18 protein-coding genes are annotated in these 20,862 nt (G+C 64.5%); 4 read left to right on the plus strand and 14 right to left on the minus strand.

Annotated features, from left to right (window positions below; all coding sequences use genetic code 11):
- Positions 1-313: 313 nt before the first annotated feature.
- Together ACFP9U_RS00565 and ACFP9U_RS00570 are read right to left on the minus strand one after the other, a co-directional pair.
- Positions 314-2,581 carry a VWA domain-containing protein gene (locus ACFP9U_RS00565; RefSeq protein ID WP_378618239.1) on the minus strand — a complete coding sequence of 756 codons (2,268 nt, stop codon included), beginning with the start codon at positions 2,579-2,581 and terminating at the stop codon, positions 314-316.
- A 37-nt stretch (positions 2,582-2,618) separates the two neighbouring features.
- Positions 2,619-3,611, minus strand: coding sequence for a hypothetical protein (locus tag ACFP9U_RS00570; protein ID WP_378618241.1), 993 nt, complete (start codon positions 3,609-3,611; stop codon positions 2,619-2,621).
- Positions 3,612-3,748: 137 nt separating this feature from the next.
- On the opposite strand from ACFP9U_RS00570, the gene ACFP9U_RS00575 reads away from it, so the two are divergent.
- Entirely contained in the window at positions 3,749-4,819 is a 1,071-nt protein-coding gene (locus ACFP9U_RS00575) for a response regulator (protein WP_378618242.1), read from the plus strand.
- A 16-nt stretch (positions 4,820-4,835) separates the two neighbouring features.
- Here ACFP9U_RS00575 and ACFP9U_RS00580 read toward each other — a convergent pair whose 3' ends face one another.
- Positions 4,836-5,003, minus strand: a complete 168-nt coding sequence (locus ACFP9U_RS00580; RefSeq protein WP_378618244.1) for a hypothetical protein — start codon at positions 5,001-5,003, stop codon at positions 4,836-4,838.
- A 140-nt stretch (positions 5,004-5,143) separates the two neighbouring features.
- Here ACFP9U_RS00580 and ACFP9U_RS00585 point away from each other — a divergent pair, with 140 nt between their 5' ends.
- A complete protein-coding gene (locus tag ACFP9U_RS00585; protein WP_378618246.1) occupies positions 5,144-5,914 on the plus strand; it encodes an SH3 domain-containing protein in 771 nt (256 codons plus the stop codon).
- Between the two features lie 307 nt (positions 5,915-6,221).
- Here ACFP9U_RS00585 and ACFP9U_RS00590 read toward each other — a convergent pair whose 3' ends face one another.
- The gene (locus ACFP9U_RS00590) at positions 6,222-7,940 is read right to left on the minus strand and encodes a catalase (RefSeq protein ID WP_378618248.1); all 1,719 of its coding nucleotides are present in this window, start codon (positions 7,938-7,940) and stop codon (positions 6,222-6,224) included.
- Between the two features lie 332 nt (positions 7,941-8,272).
- Here ACFP9U_RS00590 and ACFP9U_RS00595 point away from each other — a divergent pair, with 332 nt between their 5' ends.
- Positions 8,273-8,731: a YbaN family protein gene (locus tag ACFP9U_RS00595; protein WP_378618281.1), complete on the plus strand. Its 459-nt coding sequence runs from the start codon at positions 8,273-8,275 to the stop codon at positions 8,729-8,731.
- Between the two features lie 74 nt (positions 8,732-8,805).
- On the opposite strand, the gene ACFP9U_RS00600 is transcribed toward ACFP9U_RS00595, so the two are convergent.
- From ACFP9U_RS00600 to ACFP9U_RS00645, 10 genes are all read right to left on the minus strand, one after another.
- Complete coding sequence (locus ACFP9U_RS00600) at positions 8,806-9,978, minus strand: alpha-hydroxy acid oxidase (RefSeq protein WP_378618250.1); 1,173 nt, start codon at positions 9,976-9,978, stop codon at positions 8,806-8,808.
- Between the two features lie 13 nt (positions 9,979-9,991).
- Positions 9,992-11,230, minus strand: coding sequence for a hypothetical protein (locus tag ACFP9U_RS00605; RefSeq protein ID WP_378618282.1), 1,239 nt, complete (start codon positions 11,228-11,230; stop codon positions 9,992-9,994).
- A 91-nt stretch (positions 11,231-11,321) separates the two neighbouring features.
- Positions 11,322-12,089 carry a histidine utilization repressor gene (gene hutC / locus ACFP9U_RS00610; protein WP_378618251.1) on the minus strand — a complete coding sequence of 256 codons (768 nt, stop codon included), beginning with the start codon at positions 12,087-12,089 and terminating at the stop codon, positions 11,322-11,324.
- Positions 12,082-13,101, minus strand: coding sequence for a zinc-dependent alcohol dehydrogenase (locus tag ACFP9U_RS00615; protein ID WP_378618253.1), 1,020 nt, complete (start codon positions 13,099-13,101; stop codon positions 12,082-12,084). The genes hutC and ACFP9U_RS00615 overlap by 8 nt, the downstream gene beginning before the upstream one ends.
- Complete coding sequence (hisD, locus tag ACFP9U_RS00620) at positions 13,098-14,426, minus strand: histidinol dehydrogenase (protein ID WP_378618255.1); 1,329 nt, start codon at positions 14,424-14,426, stop codon at positions 13,098-13,100. The genes ACFP9U_RS00615 and hisD overlap by 4 nt, the downstream gene beginning before the upstream one ends.
- Positions 14,427-14,466: 40 nt before the next feature.
- The gene (locus ACFP9U_RS00625) at positions 14,467-15,267 is read right to left on the minus strand and encodes an ABC transporter permease (RefSeq protein WP_378618256.1); all 801 of its coding nucleotides are present in this window, start codon (positions 15,265-15,267) and stop codon (positions 14,467-14,469) included.
- Entirely contained in the window at positions 15,264-16,208 is a 945-nt protein-coding gene (locus ACFP9U_RS00630; RefSeq protein WP_378618258.1) for an ABC transporter permease, read from the minus strand. The genes ACFP9U_RS00625 and ACFP9U_RS00630 overlap by 4 nt, the downstream gene beginning before the upstream one ends.
- A gap of 75 nt (positions 16,209-16,283) precedes the next feature.
- Positions 16,284-17,396: an ABC transporter substrate-binding protein gene (locus tag ACFP9U_RS00635; RefSeq protein ID WP_378618260.1), complete on the minus strand. Its 1,113-nt coding sequence runs from the start codon at positions 17,394-17,396 to the stop codon at positions 16,284-16,286.
- 41 nt (positions 17,397-17,437) lie between these two features.
- Positions 17,438-18,595 (minus strand): ABC transporter ATP-binding protein, encoded by a 1,158-nt coding sequence (locus tag ACFP9U_RS00640; protein ID WP_378618261.1) that lies wholly within the window; start codon positions 18,593-18,595, stop codon positions 17,438-17,440.
- A gap of 96 nt (positions 18,596-18,691) precedes the next feature.
- Positions 18,692-19,465: an SDR family NAD(P)-dependent oxidoreductase gene (locus ACFP9U_RS00645; protein ID WP_378618263.1), complete on the minus strand. Its 774-nt coding sequence runs from the start codon at positions 19,463-19,465 to the stop codon at positions 18,692-18,694.
- Between the two features lie 128 nt (positions 19,466-19,593).
- On the opposite strand from ACFP9U_RS00645, the gene ACFP9U_RS00650 reads away from it, so the two are divergent.
- The gene (locus ACFP9U_RS00650; protein WP_378618264.1) at positions 19,594-20,703 is read left to right on the plus strand and encodes a histidinol-phosphate transaminase; all 1,110 of its coding nucleotides are present in this window, start codon (positions 19,594-19,596) and stop codon (positions 20,701-20,703) included.
- The last annotated feature ends 159 nt before the right edge of the window (positions 20,704-20,862 follow it).

A 20,862-nucleotide genomic window follows, 5' to 3' on the forward strand; every position in this document is an offset into this window, starting at 1 on the left:
CAGGCGGGAGCGGAAACATTCTATTGTGCTGGCCTTGTGATTCAAAGACCAGGGAGAATGGGGAAGCAGGTCATGCTCGGCTTCAGACTGAAACGCTTTGCTACACGAACGAGTTGCGCTGCCAGTTTCGTATAGCTAACGGCCTCCGGCACGGCGTGGGCAGAAGTCGATGGCCCGGAAACTTGGCGCGTCATTGATGTCGCGTCAGACGACGCACTCAATGCAAGTATAGCTAGGCACCGACTATCCTGTGATCGGACAGTTTGCCTACGGGCTGAACCCCGCCGGCGCTGGAAACGGCCGGCGGGAAGCTTCACTCGACGCTGATCGTCACGCGGCTGAGCACCTTGCGCTCGGTAATGTCGAGCAGACGGAACTCATAGAAGCCCGTTTCATCGGGCAATGTGAAGCTTAACGGACCGTCGGCTGCCTTTTGCACATCGACCCAGGTGAAGTCCGCCTGATCGGCACCGGCCAGGGCGATTCGCCGATCGTTGTCGCCGTCATCGGCCGTCCAGTTCACCTTCACGGTCTCGCCCGGTGCGCCCGTCTCCGGTGCTTCGAGCGCGCCGCCGTCGTTGAGCGCTGCCGTCTCCGCCACCACCTCGAGCGTATGGCGGGCGAGAATACGTTTGTCCTCGTCAAGCACATAGCGAAGTTCGTAGAGCCCCGTCTCCTCGGGCGCGTCGAGGGTGGCCTCGTCGACGTTTCCGACGCGGGCATAGTCGCCATGGCTGCCCTGTTCGGCCCCCATCGGCACAACCGTCACATAATCCTGCGGGTGGGGTGCCGTGCCGAACCACACGACCTCGATTTCCGATCCCGCGCGCACCGTCTCGGGCCCGGAGAGTTCTATGTCGGCCTCGACGATCTCGATCTCTTGAGAGGCCAGCGTCTTACGGCCTTCCTGGAGAACGTAGCGCACCTCGTAGAGCCCTGGTTCGGCTGGCGCCCTGAGGCTGCCTTCGCTCTTGTCAGAGACCCGAGCATAGTCGCCGTGGTCACCTTCCTCGGCGCCCATGGGCACGATCGTCACGAAGTCGCGCGGGTGAATACCTCTCGACCACTGCACCGGAAAGGGGGAGCCGACCACGGCAGTATCGGGAGCCCGCACCGAAGCTTCCGCCTCGACGATCTCGATCTCGGCTGATGCGAGCGTCTTGCGGCCTTCCTTGAGGACATAACGCACCTCATAAAGGCCAGGTTCGGCCGGTGCCTGGAGCGCGCCCTCGGTCTTGTCGCTCACCCGCGCATAGTCACCGTATTCGCCTTCGTCCGCGCCCATCGGCACGATGGTCACGTAGTCCTGGGGGTGAATTCCTTTCGACCATGCGACGGAAAAGCGCTCGCCGGCTGTCACGGTTTCCGGGGCCTCCACCGAAGCCGTTGCATTGACGATCTCGATGTCAGTCGAGGCCAGCGTCTTGCGGCCTTCCTGGAGCACATAGCGCACCTCGTAGAGCCCAGGCTCGGCCGGTGCCCGGAGATTTCCCGCGTTCTTGCCGGATACCCGCGTGTAGTCGCCATATTCGCCGTCCGCCGTACCGGCGGGTACGATGGTCACGTAGTCTCGGGGATGAACCGCGTCCGACCAGGAAACGGAGAAGCTTTCGCCAGCCGTAGCGCTCTCGGGCGCCTCAACCGATACCGACGCTCCGACGATTTCGATCTCGGCAGAACCCAATGTCCTTCGATCCTCCCGCCGAACGTAGCGCACCTCGTAAAGGCCCGTTTCGGCGGGCGCGCGGAGATTGCCTTCAGAGTCGTCCTTCACGCGCGTATAGTCGCCGTGCTCGCCCTCATCGGCGCCCATCGGCACGATGGTGACGTAGTCACGCGGCTGCTGATCGGGAGCTTCCCATGACACATCGAAAGCAGACCCTATGATGGCTCTGTCCGGGCCTTCCAGCCCCACGCTCGGCGCGGGTTCGGGTTCAGGCTCAGGCTCCGGTTCAGGTGCCTCGGCCACCACCGTGCCCACTTCGCTCAGAGCGGCGCTCAGTTCGTCAGCATTATTGGCAGCGACGAACCGGCCCCCGGTGCGCTCGGCCATGCAGGCTACCGCCTCCTGTTCCTTGCCCTTGAGGTCGAAACCGACAACATGGGCGGTGAAACCCACGCCCATTTGCTCCAGATCCTCGGCGAGGGCGCAGGGGTCCCGTTGGCAGCTCTCGATTCCGTCGGTGATCAGCACCACGGTGGCCGGACTGTCGCGATAGGCCAGGGCCTCCGCCGCTTGCTCGACGGCGGTCGTCAGCGGTGTCTTGCCCTTCGGCGAGATGTCCCTGACCCGTCCCAGGAAGTCTTCGCGGTCAAAAGACCCCGGGGCGATCATTGTCTCGATGTCGTTGCAATCGCCCTCGCGGCGATGGCCATAAGCCATCAGACCGACATTGGTGCCTTCCGCCCAGTCGCCGACCAGGCGTTCCATCGCCCCACGGGCAATCTCGATCTTGGCGGTCCCGTCGATCTGGCCCCACATGGAGTTCGACCCGTCGAAGACCACCATGACATCGTCCGCAGCGATGGCGCTTCCGGCCCACATGACCACGCTGGCAAGGAGATATCCAACTTTTCGCATTCTGAACCCCTCTTCATTCTTTTGGTTCGCGGCCGGACTAGCCGGTAGCACCGCCGGCGGGCAATCGCGCGGCGGGCTCGGTGGTATCTCCACCGATAGCGGCCTTTTCCTTGAGCTTGCGGAACTTGGCCGACAGGTTTTCCAGCTTGGCATCCCAGGCCGGATCCGGCGACTGGCCCTCTATGGTCTTGAAATAAACCTGCATCATGCAGGTGATGGCAAAGGGCTCAAGCAGCGCCACCTTGACGCTCCAGGCGAAGAGGAGCGCGAAAATCATGCCGCCGGCCGACCACGCGCCGGGGATCATGTAGACGGCAAGCCCCGCCGGGGCGAGCATGACGAGGAAGACTATGAAGGACAGGCCGTAGACGATGAGCGCCAGCCAGGCGGCGTTCTTGAGCATCGGCTTGTAGTTCTGCGCGTAAAGAACGAGGCCCGTGCGCGCCGACTCCCAGGCGTTGGTCGAACGCGTGCGCATGGCGTAGGCCAGAATTACCTCGTCGACGAAGCCGATGGCAATGCGCAGGAAGGCGTGAATGAGACTGACGAGCTGCCGCGCGCCGGGGATGGGCAGCACCGTCATCAAACCGCGCACGAGCCCGGTGACCGCCCTCAGCACGCCCTTGACGAGCTGATCGATGGCAAACAGTACGCTGGTCTGGGCGAAGCGCTGCGTCACCTCATTGCGCGCATGGGCGATCTGCGAGCGCCCCTCGGGCATCGGCTTTCCGTCGAGGAGTTCGACCAGAACGGCAATATGCCCCGCCTTCACGATGTAGAGCGTGTACTCACGCAGGAAGTACATGACAGCGCCGACGATTGCGAAGCCGGCGACGCCGCCCCAGAAGGTCGCCCCAGCACGGAAACCTTCATCGCCGAAGCCGCCGATCCCCCAGCCCACACCAGCGCCCACACCCGTCATCAGCACATAGGCGACAGCCACGCCGAAATAGACGGCGATGCGCAGCAGGAGGAACGGTAGAGTGCGCATCATGAGCCCGAAGGCTCGATTGATCGAGAAATCCCACATGACGGAAACCCTTCGCAACTATTTGCTCGAGTGGTTCCCACCTCCTATCCCAATCCAAATGTATCGTCCCCCTTCAAACAGAGGGGCAAGCCCGATAGTTCTTATCGACACTATTGCGCGTATCGGGGGGATGCGACATGACGACAAAGCACACATCGGGCGGCGGCAGGAACTTGATCCTTTGCGTCGAGGACGAAAGGGATTTGCGCGAGGACATCATCGAGGAGTTGCGCTCATCCGGCCATGACGCAATTGGGGCAGGTACCGGGCGGGAAGCCCTGGATGCTTTGGAAGCCGTGCGTCCAGACCTGATCCTCTGCGATATCTCCATGCCGGAAATGAACGGCTATGACCTGCTCAGGACCATGCGCAAAGAGCGGACGGATCTGGGCGATGTGCCGTTTGTATTCCTCACCGCGCTCGATGAACGCGACGAGGTGATTTCGGGAAAACGCGCCGGCGTCGACGATTACCTCGTAAAGCCGATCGATTTCGATCTCATGCTCGCGAGCATCGAGGCGCGCCTGGCGCAGACGCGGCGGGTACGCACGCTGCACCGGCAGGACGCGGACGCCGTCCAGGAGGCTTTTCGTCACCTCGTCGATCAAGAGCGGGTCACGGAGGGCACCACGGACGTACTCAACATCCTCGGTTTTGGCGTGGTGCTCACTGATGCACACGGCGATGTTGTCTTCGCCAATGCTTTCGCACGGACACTCAGCGCAGAAACCGAAGCCTTTTCCCTCCACAGCCGCCTGCGCGCTGCAACCCCGGAGCTGAGCCGCGAACTCCGGACGCATGTTGCGGAAGTCGCCGACGCTGCAAGCCGGGGCGAAGATATCATGAGGGGGCTTGCTCTGCCGCGACCGGATGACGGCGAGGAGCTCATTCTGGTGATCTGCGCTCTCCCTGGTGGCAGAAAGGACGATGCCCCCTCGTCGCTGGCTGCCATCCTCATCTCCGATTCGAAGCGGCGATCCGCACCGCCGGAACATATGCTCGTTTCCCTTTTCGGGCTGACACCGACCGAGGCGCAAATCGCGCATGGCCTTGTCAGCGGACAGCGCAGTGCCGACATTGCCCGCCGACTGAAGATCAGCCAGACCACCGTGGCGTTTCACCTGCGCAACCTGTTCGAGAAAACGGGAACGCGTCGGCAGGTCGATCTGGTCGCGCTTATCCTGAGCACACCCGTGGCCGTAAGATAGGGGCGGTTACAGGTTCTCACCGACTGGCCACCGCCCGACTTTCACGGCGTCTTCGAGGATATCGCCACGACGCGCCGTGCAATCCTATTGCTTCCGCTGTTTGCGCCACAACGCTCGCCAGATCGGAAGTCTTGATCGAGGCGAAGAACGGCACGACCAGCGGCGCGAGCATGAAGGTGGTCATGAAAAGGCAAATCGCCCCAATCGGTTAGGCCCTTACGGCGCCCGTCCCCTCCGAACGAAGGGGGCGCACCTCGAACCTGTCGTGCCATCATCGCGCCCGGCATCCTTGGCCGTGGACGATCATGAGTAGGCAGCATTCCAATGTTTTCACGCATCAGAAACCTCGCGGCAGCAGTACTCCTGCTTTCGGCCCCCACGGTCGCACTGGCGCAGATGGACGGACACGGGCCGGACGCCTGGCAGGTTACGGGCGTTGCGCCCGATGATACGCTGAATGCGCGCACCGGGCCGGGAACGGACCATCTGGTGATCGGCGCCTTTCCATCGGATGCCACGGGCCTGCTGATGGTCACCTGCGTTCCGTTCCTGACACGGCAGAAGCGTTGGGAGTTGACCGAAAGCCAGCGCGCGAACCTTCCACCCAGATGGTGCCTGGTGGAAAGCCCTGATCATGGGATCAAAGGCTGGGTGTCGGCCCGTTATCTTAAAGAGGATACGTCAGCCGCCCGGCCCGACATGCACCCGCTGGTCGCCGAAGGTGTCGCACTGGTGCGCCGGATCTATGACCGGGAGCTCAGTGCACGCAGTGCCAGCGCCATCGGCCCGCTGCACCCCTCCGTCGCGCGCCGCTACTTCTTCCCGGACGGCGTCGCGCGGCTCGCGCAGGGTGCGCGAGGTCATCCGCTGGAAGCTCACCCGCTGTTTGGAGCGCAGGACGCCGACATTACACAGTTGCAGATCTTTCCCGCCCCCGAACGCGCGATGTTTCGCGGCATGGTCAGCGTGCATGCGACATTCCGCAATTTCGGGCATCCGCAGCAGGCGGTCTTCCGCCTGCGGGGCGATGGCTCGCTCGATCCGCCGGCGCTGCGCATCATGCGGATCGAACATGAGGGCTGGGCATTTCCGTAGCGCTCCGCGGCCTGGTCGACAGCATCAAGAGGACAAATGACCGAATTCACCGAACGCAGCCCCATCGAAGCGGGTTTTTCTAAAATCTTCGAAGCGCGCATCGCACCGCGCCTGAAAGAACTGGAAGACGCACGACGGGCGGTCCTGGCCGTCGCCAAGCGGCACGCCGCCTTCCGGGTCGCCACGCCAGTGGAGCCCAAGTTCGCCGGTCCACCCGGCGGCGCGGTGACAGCCTCTTTCGGAAACCGACGTCTATGCCTGGTGCACCAACTCCCTGGACGTGGAGCCCTCGACTGCCATGCAACACCTACTCGGCGGCACGATCGCTCATGTTCCCCTGGACGGAAGGCAGTCTTCCCGAAAGGACGTCATCCGCGGATACCTGCAGGTTCTTCACAGAGCTCGTCCACTGACCCCACACCGTTTCATCGATGACGTCGCCATTGTTGCCCAGTTGCCCGAGCCGTCCCTGCTCTTCATCCGTGAGCACCTGTTTCGGCAAAGGGGGAAGATGGCGAACGTCATCGGCGGTGATGCCAATCATTTCGCCGACTCGCTTGCCGTAGTCATCGTGGACAAGGAACAGGTGCCAGATCATCCGCTCCTGAACGTCACGCTCGCACTGCCCGAGAAGGGTGCCCATGTTGAGAACGAGATCATCCCGCTCCCAATCCATCATGGTGCAGTAGCGTCCGCGCGCCTGGAGGTAGTCATTGTGCCGTTCGATCACACTGCGCGTTAGACGGCCCCTGATTTCCGGCGGATTGTTGGGCCGCTCGCGGCTCGCCTCCTCCAGCCCGTCGTGTATGGACGGCTCGTAGTTGACGTGCGGGTTTTGCCCATCGGCGGTTTCGCGCCGGTAGGACATCGTGCCGCCCGACAGGTTGGTTGCGACATTGGCGTTCTTCGCCTGATTGACCGGCAGCTGGAGGTAGTTGGTGCCGACCCGATAACGCTGCGTGTCCGAATAGGAGAAGGTACGACCGACCAGCATCTTGTCGTCTGAAAAATCAAGACCATCGACCAGAACACCGGTACCCATCGCGATCTGCTCATTTTCGTTGAAGACATCGTCCACGTTTCGATTGAGGGTCATGGTGCCGACATGGCGCAGCGGGAAATCCTTCTCCGGCCAGATTTTTGTGTCGTCGAGCGGGTCCCAGTCCAGCTCGGGATGGTCGTGATCCTCCATGATCTGCACATACATGTCCCACTGCGGGTGGTCGCCACGCTCGATCGCCTCATAAAGATCCTTCGAGGCAGAGCCGAGATCCCTGCCCTGCACGCGCCCGGCTTCCTCGGCAGTCAGGCTCGCGATGCCCTGGCGTGGATGGAAGTGGTACTTCACCAGCACAGTGTCGCCCTGCGCGTTCACCATCTTGTACGTGTTCACGCCGAACCCTTCCATGTGACGGTAGCTCGCCGGGATGCCGCGCGGTGAGAACAGGTGCGTCAGCATGTGCATCGATTCCGGTGTCTGCGACATGAAATCGAAGATCCGGTTCGGCTCCTGGCGGAACGTCACCGGGTCCGGTTTCAACGAGTGGATCACATCGGGAAACTTGATCGCATCGCGGATGAAGAAGACCGCGAGATTGTTGCCCACCAGGTCCCAGTTGCCGTCTTCCGTGTAGAACTTCACCGCAAACCCGCGCGGGTCGCGCGCGACTTCCGAGGAGTCACGCCCCCCTATGACTGTTGAGAAGCGGATGGCGAGCGGCGTCTTCTTACCCGGTTCCTGGAAGAGCTTTGCGCGCGTGTATTTGGAAGCAGCCTCGTCACCGATGTTACCGGTGGCCTCGAATTCGCCATAGCAGACGAACCCCCGCGCATGCACCACCCGTTCGGGTATGCGCTCGCGATCGAAATGCGTTATCTTCTCGAGAAACGGGTAATTCTCCAGTGTCGCCGGTCCACGATTGCCAACGGTGCGCTGGGACTGGTTGTTCGTAATCGGATGTCCCTGCCTGTTGGTGAGAGTCCGTTCCTGTGCGCCGTGCTTCGGTGATTTCTCTTTCTCGCTCATCTCTGATTCCTCAATTCCGGGCGGAGGGGGGCGGTTGGGCGTCGGCGTCTACTGACTGTCGCATGATAGAACTGCTAGCTAGCGCTGGAGTTCGCATACGCAAGTGGCAGGCACGCAGAATGAACGCCGAATAGACAGCTGGCCGCCTGTCGAGAAATGCCATCCGCAATCCCGCCGCCCGCAACCGCAGTGCCACCAGGGCATCGGCTCGCTGAAGCCGCGGCCGCCGCCACTTGGAGGATTGAGGATGGATTTCGATGAATATCATCGAAATCCATCTCCGCCTTTGTAATCATGGCGCTACTGTCCGGGAGGCGGGCAATGCTGGAGCAATGTCCCACCGAGAAAGGGGTCGCCCATTGGGTGAATACAGAAAAAGCGGCCTCATCGCCCTTGGCTGCCTGATGCTCCTGCTCGCCGTCGTCGGGGCAGCGTTGCCCCTTATGCCAACGACGATCTTCCTTATTCTGGCGCTATGGTTCTTCGCGCGTTCATCGCCGCGGCTCGAAGCCTGGATGCTCTCTCATCCGCGCTTCGGTCCGCCCCTGCACGCATGGCGCAAAGAGGGCGCGGTGTCACGCCACGCCAAAATCATGGCCTGCGCCGGCATGGCAATCGGCTACGGAGCCTTTCTGCTTGCGGTGGAGCCGGTCCCGTGGCTCGCCGTCCTCGTGGCGCTGGCTCTGATCGGTTCGGCGGCATATGTGGTTTCCCGGCCCGAGGCGCAAAAAGCGGCATCGTCGCAGGAGAAGCGTGCGCCGGCGAACGATCACCAAAGGGAGGAGGACTGATGCGACTGTCGCGACAATCGCAGATCGCCCGTCGTTCACCCGTTGTCAGCCGGTGCCGGGCCGTTGGCGTTAGTTCAGCGCACCGGAGCCCGTAAGCGGCCACCGGCATCGGTGAGCGCCGCCCGACCCTTGCGCTTCAAGGCGTCAACGGAGGCGAGCCCCATCAGGGTCAGCGTGATCTCGATCTCGTCGCGCAAAAGGGCGATCACCCGCTCCACGCCGGGCCGGCCGGACGCCGCAAGCCCATATGTGTAGGCCCGGCCGAGCATCACGCCGTCGGCGCCGAGTGCGAGCGCCTTCACGATGTCGGAGCCGCGGCGGAAACCGCCGTCGATCATGACACCCATTTCCGGGCCGACGGCCTCACGAATGGCCGGCAGGGCGGCGATGGTGGAGCTGGCCCCGTCGAGCTGCCGCCCGCCATGGTTGGAAACGACGACGGCATCGGCGCCGTGCTTGCGGGCGGAAAGCGCGTCGGCGGCCGACAGGACCCCCTTGATCACCAGCTTCCCCTTCCAGTTCCGCCGCAGCCATTCCACGTCTCGCCAGCACAGGGTCTTGTCGATGTTTCGCGACAGGTTCGCCGCCTGCTGCAGGATGTTTCCGCCGAAGGCGGGGCGCTCGCGCAGCATGCCGACCTTCGGCGTGCCGGCCCGCGCCATATCCAGGCACCAGCGCGGCCGCCTGGCCATGGAAAGGAGAAGGCCGGGCGTGAGACGTTCGAGCGAGCGGAAACCGTTGCGCACGTCACGCTCACGCACCGCGGTGACGGCCGTGTCGACGGTAAGGTGCAGCGTGTCGACCCCGGCGTCCTCGGCCGTTCGAAGCAGTTCCGCGCAGAGGCCCCGGTCCTTCAGAATGTAGAGCTGAAAATGCAGATCCGCGCCGGTCTCGGCGTGCAGGTCGGCGAGCGAGGCGATGGAGAAGGTGGACAGGCACAGCGGAATGCCGGCCGCATGGGCGGCTTTGGTGGCCTTCATCTCGCCGTTTCCCGCGTAGAGCCCGAGAAAGCCGACCGGCCCCAGCATGAAGGGGAGGGCATGGCGCGTGCCGAGATATGTCGTCGACAGATCCGCCGCATCGACGCCGGTCAGGACACTCTGCTCGAGCCGGTAGCGGGCGAAGTCCTCGCGGTTGGCGCGCATGGTCGCCTCGCCGAAGGCGCCGCCGTCGATATAGTCGAAGAAGATCTTCGGCAGGCGCCGGCGTGCGGCCTTGCGCATATCGTCGATGTTGACAGGCGTCATGACGAGCTCCGTCTCACGCAGGTGCGGCGGGGGCGGGTTTGTCCGGATCGATCGCATCCAGGAAACGGGTCACCAGATCCCCTCCCTCACGCGGCGGGCTCCCGGCCATCACGGCCATGGAAAAGGCGATGAGCGAGGAGACCGGCGTATGGGTGCCGGAACCGGCGCGCAGGTTCATCACCAGGGTGGGGCAGAGAAAAAGCCCCAGGCGCAGCACGTCGCGCCAGTCCGCCGGCAGCATCTCCCTCTCCTTCAGGGTTTGCAGAAGCGGCCGCCAGAGATGTTTCGCCTTGACGTCGAGCAAGGCGTGGCGGACGCGCGACGGTTTCCAGTCGGTCTCGATGAAGAGCGTGCCGTCCGCATAGCGCGCCGCTGCATGGAAGCGCTGCGTGGCCTCGGCCGGATCGTAGAGCCAGAGCGGATGGGCGAAGACGTTGTGGAAGGTCGCCTTCACCTCCGCAAGCAGCGTGGGAATGTCGGCGCCGGCGAAGGCGGGATCGAAGAAGGCGAGCCGGGCGCCGTCCTTTCTGCGTTCGAACCAGACATTGGCGTTGTGTGCGTCGCCATGGGCGGTGACGCCGCCCGCATCGGCAAGGCGTGCCGGGTCGAGCCGCCCCGCTGCAGCGGTGAACAGTGCGCCGACCGAATGTTCATAGTGGCGGCCGTTGATGACGAAACGCGCCTCTCTAAAGCGCTCCCAGTCGAGTTCGACCCCCGGAAAGCGGAACATCTGCCCCACATAGAAGCTCTTGTAGCGTCCGCCGGGCATGGCTCCGGTTTTGGGATCGATCAGGCGTTCGTAGAACAGCCGATGGATCGGCTCGGCGCGGACCTCGTCCGCCGTGACCGGGTGCAACGTGGCGCGGTAATCGGCAAGGAGCCGTTCCGAGAGATCCCGCTCCGCCGAAACCGCCTCCCTTTCGACAGCCTCGTCCGGTGCAAGGTCGAGCGCCCGCAGAACGTCCGAAAAGCGCGGATCCTGCCGGCGGCGGTAGATGAGGATCTGCTCGCCGGGCAGGACGGACTTGTGGACGGGCTGGTCGACGGGCAGGCCGGCCTCGGCCAGGATGTCGGCGCGGTAGTATTCACCGCTCATCGCTTCCTCGCCTTCCTCCTGATGGAACTTGAAGAAGAAGGCGCCGTCGTCCGTCTCGAAGAAGCCGTTGAGCGAATTGAGGCTGTAGCGGTCCCGGTTGATGGTGACCGCGCGGGCCCGGATATCGAAAAGATCATGCAGAAGCCCGGCCAGCAGGCGGCTTGCTTCCGCCTCGTCGGTTGCGGCGAGGCGGCGGATCGCGGCGGTTCTGCTCGAAGGTGTGCTGTCGCCTGTCACGGTCGTTTCCTTAGCCCACGGAGGCCGGGGTGTAGCGGCTGCCCAGCGAATAGCGCCCGCCGGCATAGACGAGCTTGTTGACCGTCGCCACGGTCCCACCGGACCAGGTGCGGCGGTGCAGAAGCAGACAGGGATCGCCGGGACGGAGCATCAGGAGCCGCGCCGTCTCCTCGTCGGCGGCGATCGCCGAGATGACGTGCTCCACCTCCGTCAGCGGGGCGTTCTTCTGGAGGTAATCGTAGGTGGTGATGGTCTCGAAATCCTGCTTGTCGTAATCGGGCAGCAATTCAGCGTTGACGAAGCGCTCTTCGAGCTGCACCGGCACGTCGTTCTCGTAGTGCACGATGAGGGAGTGGCCGATCGGGATGCTCCGGCCGGCCTCGAAGGCGGCGGTCAGTTCGGCCGAGGACGGCATCGTCTCCAGCACGATCACGCTGGCCTTGTGGCGGCCGTTGCGCTGGTGGATCTCGTTGGCGATGTTCTTGATCTCGATCAGCGCCGACTGGGGCTTGGGCGGCGCGACGAAGGTGCCGACACCCTGGATGCGCAGCAGATATCCTTCCGAGGTCAGCTCGCGCAGCGCCCGATGCACCGTCATGCGGGAAACGCCGAGCGCGGAGACGAGCTCGTTTTCGGAGGGAAGCTTGTGGTGCCGGCTCCATTTGCCGCTGCCGATATTGGCAAGAACGTACTCCTTGACCTTTTCATAGAGCGGTCCTGCGGAGGTGGAGAGCGCCTCGATCCGCGTGTGCTTGCCGGAGGCCGCGTTGTCAGACATGGCCGGTCTCTCCGATCTGCAGGATGGTTTTGAGCCCACGGCTGTCGCCCGCCAGAAGACGGGCATAGGCCGCCGGTACCTCTTCGAGCGGGATGCGTTCGTCGATGAAGCGCGCGAGCGCCGGCTGCAGATCCGGCAGAAGCGCGACCGCCTCGGGCAGTTCGTGCGTGAAGGCGTGGCAGCCGATCAGGGCGGTATCGCGCTCCACGAGCAGGTTCGGGTCGAGCTCCATCGCACCATGGGCGATGCCCACGAGCGCCAGCGAGCCGCCGCCTGCAAGGGCTTTGAGCAGCTTTTCCATCACGCCGATATTGCCGGTCGCATCGAGCGCATAGCGCAGCGGACGGTCGCCGCCCGCCGTCGCGATATCGTCGAGATCGACGGTGCGGGCGTCGGTCACGTCCGCGACAAGCGTAGCGCGCGCGTCGTTCTTGTCGGCCACCAGCAGCGGACCCTCGTGAAACCGCGCCAGAAGCAGTGCGGCAAGGCCGCCGATCGGGCCGCAGCCGGCAACGAGAACCGCTTCGCCCGCCGGTACGGCTTGCTTGCGCACCGCGTGCAATGCCACCGCCAGCGGTTCGGCCATGGCGGCGATCGCCGGGTCGAGCGCGGGATCGTGCTTGACGAGAAGCCGCGCCGGCAGGAGCGTTTCCTCGGCAAAGCCGCCGTCGCACAGCTCGCCGACGAAGCCGAGGCGCTCGCAGATGTTCTGCCGCCCGCTCCGGCAGGCCGGGCATTTTCCGCACCAGTAGCGCGAATCGGCGACCACCGTGTCGCCCGGCGCGAAGCCGGTGACGGCGGCGCCGACTTCCGTGACGATCGCTGCGAACTCGTGGCCTGCGACCGACGGCGCGCGGCTGATCCACTGGCCGGTGCGGAAATTGTGCAGGTCGGAGCCGCAAATGCCGGCGGCCCGCACCTTCAGGCGCACCTCATTGGCTCCCGGCGAACCGGGCCTCTCGATCGCCTCGACCCGCAGATCTCCGGCCGCGTGGAGACGCGCTGCCTTCATCGCTCGCCCCGCAGATAGGTCTCGCGCACGTCGGAGACGGCGCGCTCGTGCGAGGAGAAGCCTTCGTAGCGGGCGAGCGTGCGGGCGTGGGCGGCGAATTCGGGATAGGCGGACGCCGTCACGTAGCCGATCGAGGCGCGCTTGACGAAATCGGTGACGGAAAGCGGCCCGAAGGTGCGCGCCCAGCGGCTGGTCGGCAGGACGGCGTTCGGGCCGAGGCCGAAATTGGCGATGGAGACCGGCGTGTGCGGGCCCATCAGGATCTCGGCTGCCTCGGTGATGTGGGAGAGATGGGCGAAGGGGTCCGTTGACAGGATCTCCAGATGCTCCGGCGCGTAGTCGTTGACGAAGCGATAGCTCTCCTCGACCGACGGCGTGAGCAGGATGCCGCCATAAGGGCCGGTCAGCACCGCCTTGGAGAAGGCGACGCGCTGCTCGGTCATCTCGGCCCAATGGTCCGGCAGGGCGGCGAGCGCTTCCTCCGCCACCCGCCTGCTGTGGGTGACGAGCCAGGCCGAGGAATCCGGCCCGTGCTCGGCTTCCACCAGGAGATCGAGCGCGGCAAGGCCGCCGGAAACGGTGTCGTCTGCGAAGATCACGGCCTCCGAGGGACCGGCCGGCAGGCCGGGATCGATGACGCCGGCGAGGAGCCGTTTGGCCGCCACCACCCAGGGGCTGCCCGGCCCGACGATCTTCAGCGCCGGCTTCACCGTCTCCGTGCCGTAGGCAACCGCGGCGACGGCCTGCGCGCCGCCGCATTTATAGACCGTTTCCACACCCGCGAGCCGCGCTGCGACGAGGGTCGCAGCGTCCACCGAGCCGTCGGGCGCCGGCGGGGTGACGATGGCAAGCTCCGGCACGCCGGCAACGACGGCGGGAACCGCTGTCATCATGGTGACGGAGGGGAAGGCACCCTTGCCGCGCGGTATGTAGAGCGCGACGGATCGGATCGGCGTGAACCGGTCGCCGGCATAGGCGCCCGGCCGCATCTCCTTCAGCCACATGGCTTCCGGCTTCTGCTCCTCGTGGAAGCGGCGGATGTTGTCGATGCCGAACTTGATCGCTTCGACGACGCTGTCCTCGACCTGGTCGAACGCCGCATCGAACTCGGCCTCCGTCGCCTTGAGCCCGCCCGCGGAGAGGTCCGCCTTGTCAAGGTCGCGGGCAAAGCGCACGAGGGCCGCGTCGCCTTCCATGCGCACGGCCTCGATGATGGGCTTCACCTTCTCGATGACGCCGGAAAGGTCCGTTTCGGAGCGGCGCAACAGGGCGGCGCGCTGTTCGGCGTCCAGCTTGTCGAACTCGTGATAGGAGACGTCGGTCATTGTGTTCCCTCGTTTTTTCGGCTTCCGGACCCGCCGGCCCTCACTTCGACTTCAGGAAGACATCGAGCCCGACCAGCCGGTCGAGCAGCGTGATCGCGGCGACGGCGCAGGCGATGAACACCACCGAGATGGCCGCCAGGTCGGGCGTGATGATGGAGCGGATGGAGTTGTAGATCTGCACCGGCAGGGTGACGATGCGTGCATCCACCAAGAGGAGGCTCACCAGGAACTCGTTGAGCGCCAGGATGAACATCAAGAGCGAGCCGGTGATGACGCCGGGCATCACGGCCGGCAGGGTCACGTTGAAGAAAGTCTGCAGCGGCGGCGCGCCGCAATTGGCGGCGGCCAGCTCGAGATCGGGATCGAGGCTTGCGGCACTCCCGGTCACCGCCCAGATCATGAAGGGCAGGTTGATGACGCAGCAGGCGATGCCCACCGGCCACAGCCGGCCGAGAACACCCGCCTCGCCGAAGACGAGCATCAGGCCGATGCCGGAGCCGATCAGCGGAATGGTGAAGGGCAGAAGCAGATAGGTCTGGATCGTCTTTTCGAAACGGACCCCGTATTTGGCGAGCGCGATGCCGGCCAGCGTTCCGACCGGCAGCGCGACGAGGGTGCAGATCGTGGCCACATAGACCGAGCGCAGAAACGCGTCCCACAGGGCGCGTGCGCGGGCGATCTCGCCGTACCATTTCAGCGAGAAGCCGTCGGGCGGAAAGGTGATGATGTTGCCCGAGGTGAAGGAGGCGCCGAGCACGACGATGGTGGGCGCTGAAAGCACCACGATGGTGATGAGGATGAAGGTCCACAGCGTGACGGTCTTGCTGAGCGGCGCGTTCATCGGCGGGTCCTCCCCATGGCCAGCGTGCCGGCGCCGAAGAGCGTGAAGATCAGCCCGACCACCAGCGAGCCGACGGCCACCAGCATGAGCGCGAGCGTGCCGCCCAGGCCCTGGTCGGAGGTGCGGAAGAACTGGTCGTAGATGGCGTTGGCGATGAAGTCCTGGGAGCCGCCGCCGAGGATCGCCGGCATGGCGAAGTCGGTCAGCGACAGGGTGATGACCACGATGCCGGCGCCGATGATGCCGGGACGGGCGAGCGGCAGCACCACGTGGATGAAGGTGCGCACCCAGTTCGCCCCGAGCGAGCCGGCGGCGGCTTCGAACTCCTCGGGAATGGCCGTAAGTGCCGGCGCCAGCATCAGGACCCCGAAGGGCAGCATGTACTGCACCAGGCCGAACAGCACGGCCGGATAATTGTAGAGCAGGCGCATCGGCTCGACGCCGACGAGGCCGAGCGCCTCGTTCACCATGCCCTGGTTGCCGAGAATGATGAGCCAGCCATAGGCGCGCACCACCTGGCCGATGAAGAAGGGCAGGAAAAGCGCGATAAGCAGGAACTTGCGCAAGCCGGCAGAAGAGGTGCGCACCATCACATAGGCATAGGGAAAGGCGAAGGCGAGCGTGATCACGGTGACAATCAGCGCGCCGAGCAGGCTGCGCATCGCCACCGTCGCGAAAAACGGCTCGGTAAAGGCGCGGTGATAGTTCGCCAGCGTGTAATCCTGCGACATCATGAAGGTGCTGGTGTCGAGGGTGCGCAGGCTGGTGTCGGTGATCTGCACGAGCCCGAGCACCAGAAGCCCGACGAGCAGGATGGCCGGCGCCAGCATGAGGTACGGCACGGCGCGCTTGAAGCTCGCCGGCCAGACGAAGGCCGCGAAGGCTTCCAGCGCATCCATGATGCGCCATGTCATCGGATAGGCAGCGCGCGCGGCTCGCATGCGGTCACATCCCGGCGTTCGTGGAGGAGAGGGGACGCGCCGCCGCCTTCCGAGAGCGGCGGCGCACGCGGGCGGTCAGCCCTGCATGATGGCCTTGAACTTGGCGAACCAGTCGCTCTCGTTCTCCACCTGGACCTTGGAGGAGATGCGGATCAGGTTCTCGAAGTCCTCTTCCTTTGTCGGATAGGACGGATCGCCGACGAGGTCTTCCGGCGGCGTCAGGCCGGGCACCACGCCGGGCAGGCCGAGCCCGTCGAGCCAGACCTGCTGCGCTTCCGTGGTCAGGGCGAAGTTGATGTACTGCTTGGCCCAGTAGAGCTCGTTCTCCGGCAGGCCCTTCGGGATCCACAGGCCGTCGGTGTCGAACTTGGCGCCTTCCTCCGGCACCACCCAGTCGATCTCGATGCCGTTCTTCTTCGCCTCGCGCGCATTGGTGGAAATCGTGCAGGCGGCGTCGATCTCGCCGTTCTGGAACCAGGTGGTGAAGTCCGGGTCCTCGCCCAGAAGCGGCTCCTGCTTCTTGATTTCGGCGATGAAGTCCCAACAAGGCTGCATGTTCTCGGGGATGTCCTCGAGCGAGCCGCCGCCGGCGACCTGGGCCGGGAAATGGAAGCCGATGCCGTCATTGTAGAGCGCGATGCGGCCCTTGAAGCGGGGGTCGAGCAGATCCCGCCAGGACTGGGGCGGGCCGTCCGGGAATGCCTCGGGGCGATAGGCCAGCACATAGACATAGCCGTAGGTGTTGACGATTGGATAGCCGTCGAGGCCGACCGGCTTTGCCAGCTCCGTTACGTTGGCGAGGTTCGGCAGGTCGGACAGGTCCTCGGTCACGCCGCGCAGCGCCGATTTGGTGGCGTTGGTGGTGGTGTCCCAGTTGATGTGAATGGGCGGGATGCGGTTCTGGGCGACGGCGGCCCAGACCTTCGGCTGGATCTCGTTGTCCTCGGTCAGGTCGTGGCGCACGGCGATGCCGGTCATCTCGGTGAAGGGATCGGATACGCCCGCCTTCAGGCTTTCAACCCAGCTTCCGCCCCAGGCGCGGACGATGATTTCGCCCGGCTTCTCAGGCTCCTGCGCGAAGGCGCCGCGCATGCCGAGGGCTGTAAGGCCGGCGGCGCCGCCCAGCGCGGCCGCTCCGCTCAGGAACTGCCGGCGGCGCAGCGGGATGGATGGAAATTCTCTGCTCATGGGATTCTCCTCTATTGGTTTCGGGCTGTTGTTATTATCCGTTACCGTTCCGCGTCGTCGCTGAAAAAGCGCATGTCGCGCGCCTTCCAGGCGAGCACGATTTCGTCGCCGGGCTCGGGCTGGCCGTGCGCGAGTGGGTCGTGGTGGAAGACGCGCATGATCGCATCCCCGAACTCGGGGACGCGCACCTCGTAGACGATCCGCTCTCCCTCGAAGATGGCGTCCGAGATCGTTCCCCTGACGCTGTCCTGCGCAGCGTCGGCTGCCAGCGGTTCGCGCGCGATCCAGATACGCTCGGCGCGGATGGCGCCGGCGACGTTGCTCCCGGCCACCGGCGGGTTGTGCATGTTGCCCGGAACGCCCGTGATTTCCCTCTCGCCGTGACGGACCACCACCTGCCCGTCGCCCACGGAACGTACCGTTCCGGATATGAAGTTGGTCACGCCGATGAAATTGGCGACAAAGGCATTCTTCGGATCGCTGTAGGTTTGCGCCGGCTTCGCCTTCTGCTGGATCTCGCCATGGTCCATAACGATGATCTCGTCGGAGACCACCAGCGCCTCGCGCTGGTCGTGGGTCACGTTGATGGTGGTGACGCCGAGTTCGCGCTGGATGCGGCGGAATTCGAGCTGCATCTCCTCGCGCAGCTTGCGGTCGAGCGCGGCCAGCGGCTCGTCGAGCAGAAGAAGATCGGGCTCGAATACCAGGGCGCGGGCGATCGCGACGCGCTGCTGCTGGCCGCCGGAAAGCTCGTGAATGCGCCGATGGCCGTAGCCGCCGAGCTTGACCAGGTCGAGGTAGCGATCGACCCGCTCGGGGATCTTTCGCGCGTCAGTGCGCCGCATTTTCAGGGGAAAGGCAACATTTTCTGATGCCGTCATGTGCGGGAAAAGTGCCAGGCGCTGGAACACCATGCCGATCGAGCGCTTGTGCGCGGGCACGGCGCTGACGGCTTGACCATTGATGAAGATCTCGCCCCTGGTCGGCTGCTGGAAGCCGGCGATAAGGCGCAGGAGCGTCGTCTTGCCCGAGCCGGAGGGGCCGAGAATGGTGAGAAACTTACCCTTGGGGAGGTCGAACGTCGCGTCCTTCACGGCGTGGACGCCGCTGAAGACCATGCTGACATTCTGTACGGATACGGCTACCGGCCGGTCGCCCGGAATGGACTCTGCCCGTGCCTCCCTTACAGTATCATCCATTCTGTTCCCCTTCGTGGCGCTCGTGCTGTTCTTCGGTTTGGCGCCTTATGTCGTCTATACAACCATATACAAGAGCTTGCAAGCATGGCCCACCCTTCAGATCGCGGCCAGATAGCCGCCGTCGACGGGTATGCACTGGCCGGTCACATAGGCCGAAGCATCGCTGGCGAGAAAAAGGACGGCGCCCGCCAGGTCCTCCATCCGACCGAAGCGTTTCTGCGGGATCTTCTCCAGCATGGATTCCTGCCATTCGGGATCGCGGTAGAAAACATCGGTCATGGCGGTCCGGAAATAGCCGGGCGCGATGGCGTTGACGCGGATGTCGAGCGGTGCCCACTCCGCGGCGAGCGCCCGCGTCATGCCGAGGAGTCCAGTCTTTGAGGACCCATACGGGACGGCGGTCGGCACGCCCACATAGGAGGTTAGCGAGCAAAGGTTGACGATCGCCCCGGGCCGGTCGCGCTGCTGCATCTTTCGCGCCGCCGCCTGGGAACAGAAGAAGGCGCCCTTCAGGTTGGTCGAGACGATCCGGTCCCACAACTCCTCGTCCAGCTCCAGCGAGGGATGCACCTGCTCGTAGCCGGCGTTGTTCAGGAGAATGTCCAGGCCGCCCATCGCGTCGGCGGCTTTGGCAACCGTCTCCCGGCAGGCCTCCACATCCCGCACATCCAGGGACAGGGGGTGGGCTTGCGCCCCTGTCTGCTCGATGCGCGTGCATGTCTCGTCGAGCGATGCGATTTCGCGGGCGGTGACGGCGACGTCGGCGCCGGCGGCCGCCAGGGCTTCGGCCATGGCCTGGCCGAGGCCGCGGCTGGCGCCGGTCACAAGCGCCTTGCGGCCGCTCAGGTCGAACAGTCTCGAAATTTCCATGCTCGGCTCCCCCCGTCTGTTCTGCCTGCTCCCGGCTGGTCAACTCACATCGTTGTCTATACAATCATATACAACAGGGTGATTGCAACATCACTTTCAGCCGCGGCGAGGCAAAGGAGTTATCAAGAGTGTCGGGGTCATTCCATCTCATTCGCCCGGAAGTGCAAGGGCTATCCCCCTATAATGCCGGCTTGACGCTGGCCGAGGTGAAAGCCCGCCACGATCCGCCCCGCATTGCCAAGCTCGGATCCAACGAGAACCCGCTGGGGCCTTCTTCGAAGGTCGATGCGCTTGCCGGAGAGTTGCGCGCACTAGCACGCCATTATCCGGATCCTTCCGGAACTGCCCTCGCGGCGGCGATCGCCGAGGCCTTCTCGCTGATGCCCGGTCAGGTCATCCTGGGCAACGGGTCGGAAGATCTCATCGCGGTGATCTGCCGGACGGTGCTGCGCCCCGGCGATCGCGTGGTGACGCTCTATCCGTCCTTTCCGCTGCATGAGGATTATGCGGCAATCATGGGGGCACGCGTCGAGCGCGTGGGGCTCAACGACGACCTGACCATCGACGTCGACAAACTCCTCTCGGTCGTTCGTGCGCCGGCACGAATGGTGATCTTCTCCAACCCGATGAACCCCGTTGGAAGCTGGCTCGATCCGGCGGCGCTTGGTCGGGTCGTCGACGCGCTTCATCCCGACACGCTTCTGGTGGTGGACGAGGCCTATGCCGAATACGCGACCGGGGAGGATTATAGCTCGGCCTTATCCCTTCTCGAAGGGGGGACAAGGCCCCGGATCGTGCTGCGGACGTTTTCCAAGGCCTATGGCTTGGCGGGCTTCCGCATCGGCTTCGGGCTGGTGAGCGAGCCCGGCCTGCGTGCCTATCTTGACCGTGCGCGCACGCCGTTCAACACCAATGCGCTCGCACAAGCCGCTGCACGCGTTGCGCTTGGGGACACGGAACATCTGGCGCGCGTCGTCGCCCTGGCGGTGAGCGAGCGGCAGCGCGTTTCGGAGCGCCTTGCCGCCATGGGGCTGCGCACCGCGCCGTCGAAGGGGAATTTCCTGTTCGTGGACATGGGCGGCGACGCCGCCGCCGTGAGCGAGAAACTCCTGCGCCACGGGGTGATCGTCAAGCCGTGGAGACAGGAAGGATACCGGTCTTTCATGCGCGTGACCGTCGGTAGCCGGGAGGAGAACGATCATTTCCTCGAGGCTTTGGGCGCAGTGCGGGAGCCGTAGGGTCCGCGCCGCGACCGGGCGCGCGCATTGGCGCAGGCTTGGTTAAGAGAGCGGGTTACCGGGGATTCAAATTTCTGCCTTACGGAAGAAGCATCTCACGGGCTTGAGTTGAAACGCCCGCGCCGATATGTGTCGGCAACGCCAAACCTTTGTGAAGAT

The organism is Nitratireductor sp. GCM10026969 (genome assembly GCF_042660605.1).
Lineage (GTDB): Bacteria > Pseudomonadota > Alphaproteobacteria > Rhizobiales > Rhizobiaceae > Chelativorans.

Bases quoted from the DNA above. Each gene is read 5' to 3' on its own strand.
- ACFP9U_RS00595 (WP_378618281.1), top strand. From the start codon at position 8,273: ATGTCCCACCGAGAAAGGGGTCGCCCATTGGGTGAATACAGAAAAAGC.
- ACFP9U_RS00570 (WP_378618241.1), bottom strand. From the start codon at position 3,611: ATGTGGGATTTCTCGATCAATCGAGCCTTCGGGCTCATGATGCGCACT.
- ACFP9U_RS00565 (WP_378618239.1), bottom strand. From the start codon at position 2,581: ATGCGAAAAGTTGGATATCTCCTTGCCAGCGTGGTCATGTGGGCCGGA.
- ACFP9U_RS00600 (WP_378618250.1), bottom strand. From the start codon at position 9,978: ATGACGCCTGTCAACATCGACGATATGCGCAAGGCCGCACGCCGGCGC.
- hisD (WP_378618255.1), bottom strand. From the start codon at position 14,426: ATGACCGACGTCTCCTATCACGAGTTCGACAAGCTGGACGCCGAACAG.
- ACFP9U_RS00640 (WP_378618261.1), bottom strand. From the start codon at position 18,595: ATGGATGATACTGTAAGGGAGGCACGGGCAGAGTCCATTCCGGGCGAC.
- ACFP9U_RS00645 (WP_378618263.1), bottom strand. From the start codon at position 19,465: ATGGAAATTTCGAGACTGTTCGACCTGAGCGGCCGCAAGGCGCTTGTG.
- ACFP9U_RS00580 (WP_378618244.1), bottom strand. From the start codon at position 5,003: ATGACCACCTTCATGCTCGCGCCGCTGGTCGTGCCGTTCTTCGCCTCG.
- ACFP9U_RS00635 (WP_378618260.1), bottom strand. From the start codon at position 17,396: ATGAGCAGAGAATTTCCATCCATCCCGCTGCGCCGCCGGCAGTTCCTG.
- hutC (WP_378618251.1), bottom strand. From the start codon at position 12,089: ATGTCTGACAACGCGGCCTCCGGCAAGCACACGCGGATCGAGGCGCTC.
- ACFP9U_RS00630 (WP_378618258.1), bottom strand. From the start codon at position 16,208: ATGCGAGCCGCGCGCGCTGCCTATCCGATGACATGGCGCATCATGGAT.
- ACFP9U_RS00590 (WP_378618248.1), bottom strand. From the start codon at position 7,940: ATGAGCGAGAAAGAGAAATCACCGAAGCACGGCGCACAGGAACGGACT.
- ACFP9U_RS00625 (WP_378618256.1), bottom strand. From the start codon at position 15,267: ATGAACGCGCCGCTCAGCAAGACCGTCACGCTGTGGACCTTCATCCTC.
- ACFP9U_RS00615 (WP_378618253.1), bottom strand. From the start codon at position 13,101: ATGAAGGCAGCGCGTCTCCACGCGGCCGGAGATCTGCGGGTCGAGGCG.
- ACFP9U_RS00575 (WP_378618242.1), top strand. From the start codon at position 3,749: ATGACGACAAAGCACACATCGGGCGGCGGCAGGAACTTGATCCTTTGC.
- ACFP9U_RS00585 (WP_378618246.1), top strand. From the start codon at position 5,144: ATGTTTTCACGCATCAGAAACCTCGCGGCAGCAGTACTCCTGCTTTCG.